The organism is Tabrizicola sp. (assembly GCF_051645465.1).
GTDB lineage: Bacteria > Pseudomonadota > Alphaproteobacteria > Rhodobacterales > Rhodobacteraceae > Tabrizicola.
The window spans coordinates 1-3046 of record NZ_JBOFBI010000346.1 but is presented as its reverse complement, the minus strand read 5'-3'; the positions used below and the strand labels follow the sequence as shown (position 1 = coordinate 3046).

General features: G+C 63.2%; 4 protein-coding genes. 2 read left to right on the top strand and 2 right to left on the bottom strand.

The annotated features are described in order from the left end of the window. Together ACRCSW_RS21870 and ACRCSW_RS21865 are read left to right on the top strand one after the other, a co-directional pair. Window positions 1-702 (top strand): hypothetical protein (locus ACRCSW_RS21870; protein ID WP_438707767.1); only part of this gene is annotated, 702 nt, incomplete at its 5' end. A gap of 46 nt (window positions 703-748) precedes the next feature. Beyond that, window positions 749-1573, top strand: a complete 825-nt coding sequence (locus ACRCSW_RS21865; RefSeq protein ID WP_438707766.1) for a hypothetical protein — start codon at window positions 749-751, stop codon at window positions 1571-1573. Window positions 1574-1687: 114 nt separating this feature from the next. Here ACRCSW_RS21865 and ACRCSW_RS21860 read toward each other — a convergent pair whose 3' ends face one another. Both ACRCSW_RS21860 and fabA read right to left on the bottom strand, forming a co-directional pair. Then, complete coding sequence (locus ACRCSW_RS21860) at window positions 1688-2434, bottom strand: class I SAM-dependent methyltransferase (protein ID WP_438707765.1); 747 nt, start codon at window positions 2432-2434, stop codon at window positions 1688-1690. 46 nt (window positions 2435-2480) lie between these two features. Beyond that, on the bottom strand, window positions 2481-2990 hold the full coding sequence (gene fabA / locus ACRCSW_RS21855; protein WP_438707764.1) for a bifunctional 3-hydroxydecanoyl-ACP dehydratase/trans-2-decenoyl-ACP isomerase: 510 nt from the start codon (window positions 2988-2990) through the stop codon (window positions 2481-2483). Window positions 2991-3046: the final 56 nt, after the last annotated feature.

Here is a 3046-nt window from a genome sequence, read left to right as displayed (position 1 = left end):
GTGTCGAAGTACTACGGCAACCGCAAGCCCGAGCATAAGACCCGCGAAAAGCGAATGGCGCAGTTGCGCAAGTTCGGGAAGCCGGAGTTTCTGGTGGACCAGCAGGTGTCGACCGCATGCATCCTTCTGGCGATGCAGGCCTGTGAGCGTGGGTTCAACGTGACCGGCATGAGCAACACCTGGAAGAAGATCAACACCCAGCTGAAGATCGACCAGAAGTTCTTCGGGACCGATCTGCAGATCATGCTGCAGCAACTGGGCTGGAAGATCTATTACTGGAACCCCGACCCCAGCCAGAATGCCGCCTGGGATGCGGACGATCAGGCGCTGAACCCTTTGCGACCGGGGCGGAAGTGGATGCCGGTCTGGGGAGGGCATGCGTTGCGCCACGCGAGTGCCGTGAACCGGGGGGTCTATTACGACTCCAGGGTCGACAACGTGACGAAGCTCGTCGGCTTCAAGAAGATCGAGCCTGCGGCGTTCAAGACCGTGCCGTTCTTCGTCGGCATCGCGCACGCGGGATACCATGTCTTTCCCGGTCGCCGGGGCGACGTGGTCGAGGCGCATTCGATGCGCGAGATGATTGCGAAGGACAACATCGAGGTGGCCCCGTTCAACCCGCTTGCGCAAGGTGGGGCGCCGCGCTGGACCCGGTCCGAGAAGTACCGGTCGGGCCTGATCGCCGTTCCGGCAGATTTCTGATTTTCATCAAAGACTTATTTCTGAAGCACTTGATTGGAGAACCAACATGCTCAAAAGGGCAGTCATTGTCGTACAGACGCATCTGAAGGGTCTGGGTCTGTTTCAAGGGAATGCGGATGGGGCGGCCTCGCCCGCGCTGGAGGCCGCGGTGCTGGCGGCCTTGCAGCGGCGGCCGGGGGATATGCCGTCGGGGGGCACGACGTTTTCGGCCAAGCGGCGCGAGGTGACGCTATTCCAGCTGATCTGCAAGGACAAGGGCATCGACTGCGATCCGGTGGATGGATTCTGGGGCCCGGTGACGCAGGAGGCCTATGAGCGGCTGGTGCATCTTCTGGACCGGGGCACGCTGCCACCGCTCTGGCGCGATGACGAGCCGTCGGATGCCAACCCGCACAGCTGGCCGCGCGATACCGGGAACCAGGCCGCGATGAAGGCCTTCTACGGTCCGCCTGCAGCGGGGCCGACCGGCCGGGTACAGGTGCCGTGGAAGCTGCGGCTGGCCTGGGACAAGTCGCAGGTCATCAAGCATATCTCGTGCCACGCCAAGGTCGAGGCAAGCCTGGATCGGGTGCTGCAGAAGGTCCATGCCCATTACGGCGATGCCGAGCTGAAACGGTTGCGGCTGGACCTTTTCGGCGGGTGCTACGCCCCTCGCAAGAAGCGCGGCGGCTCGACGTGGTCAACGCATGCCTGGGCCGTGGCGCTGGACTGGGACCCGGAGCGGAACCAGCTGAAGATGGGTCGCGATCGGGCGACGCTGGATGCTCGGGATTATGACTTCTGGTGGCATGCCTGGGAGGCTGAAGGCTGGGTCAGCCTTGGCCGGTCGCGGAACTTCGACTGGATGCACGTCCAGGCGGCGCGGTTGTAATCACGCATCCTGCGGGGTCGGCTCGTCGAGCACTTCGTGCACTCCTCGCGGAGGGTCCTCCGACGAGTGCACGAAGTGCTCGAGGAGGTTGGTCGATGGCAGGTTGTCTTGCAATCAGCCCGTTATCGGCTTGTATCCGGCGACGCTGGTGGCGCATCCGAAGAAGTGCTTTTGCAGCGTCACATTCAGGCCTGCTGCGCGCAGGGCTTCAGCCATGTGGGAAGAGCTGCCGAAGTTCCGGGTGTACGTGCCGATCATGCTGAAGTCATGCGCGCCGTTCAGGACGAACCGCTCGACCAGAGGCAGGACCCGGTCGAGGTAGAAGCGGTAGAACGGGCGCAGGATCCAGCCTTTGGGATCAGACGCCTCGATCAGTGAAAACTGGCCGCCCGGCTTGAGAATGCGCGCGATCTGGTGGGCCAGGATGGATTGCTGATCGGGATTGAAGGTCTTCAGGCCGAAGGTCGAGACCAGGAGATCGGCGTGTTCCGACGGCAGATCGTTTTCGAGAGCGTTTGCTTCGAGATGGGTGATCTTGTCGGAGTAGTGCCGGTGAAGCCGGTCGACGGCGTCGAGGTGCATCCGCTGCGAGATGTCGAGGGCGGTGATTGTGCCGAGGTCAGGAAAGCGCCGCAAAAGGTGCGGCCAGACCTCGCCAGTGCCAGCCATCAGGTCAACGGCAACGGCGCTTGCGGCTTTGGGCGCCTCCAGCCGCGCCACGCATTGGCGGCGCCAGATGTAGGTGAAGCCGAACGAGCTGACCGCGCTCCACCGCCGGTAGTTCGTGGAACAGCGATCGAAGAGATCGGCGACGAAATCGGGGTCATAGATGTCTGCCCGTTCTTCGTCGCCGATTGTCATGCAAATACCTGGTACTCGGCCAAAACCTGTGCGCTGCCGCGCGTGCTTACGCTTCGCTAAGCGCGACCTTCATGTCCTTGACGAGGTAGATCACCTCGCCATCAGCCTCGACCCGGCCGTCGGCCACGCCCATGGTCAGGCGGCGGGTTTGCAGGGCTTTGGTGAAGTCGACGTAGTAGGTGAGCTTCTTGCGGTCGGGCCTCACCATGCCCGTCAGTTTCACCTCGCCCACGCCAAGCGCATAGCCGCGGCCCTGCCAGCCGCGCCAGCCGAGGTTGAAGCCGGTCAGCTGCCAGAGCCCGTCAAGGCCAAGGCAGCCGGGCATGATCGGGTTGCCCGGGAAGTGGCATTCGAAGAACCAGAGGTCGGGGGTGATGTCGAACTCGGCGACAACATGGCCCTTGCCATGCTCGCCCCGGTCTTCCGAGATGTCGGTGATCCGGTCCATCATCAGCATCGGCGGCGCGGGAAGCTGGGCGTTGCCGGGGCCGAAGAGCTCGCCCCGCGAACAGGCGAGAAGCGCGTCCTTGTCGAAGTAGGTCGGATATGACGCCATCCCTTGTGGTCCCCCGATAAGCGTTTGAGCATCCCTAGCATCCGGGGGGGAAAGGT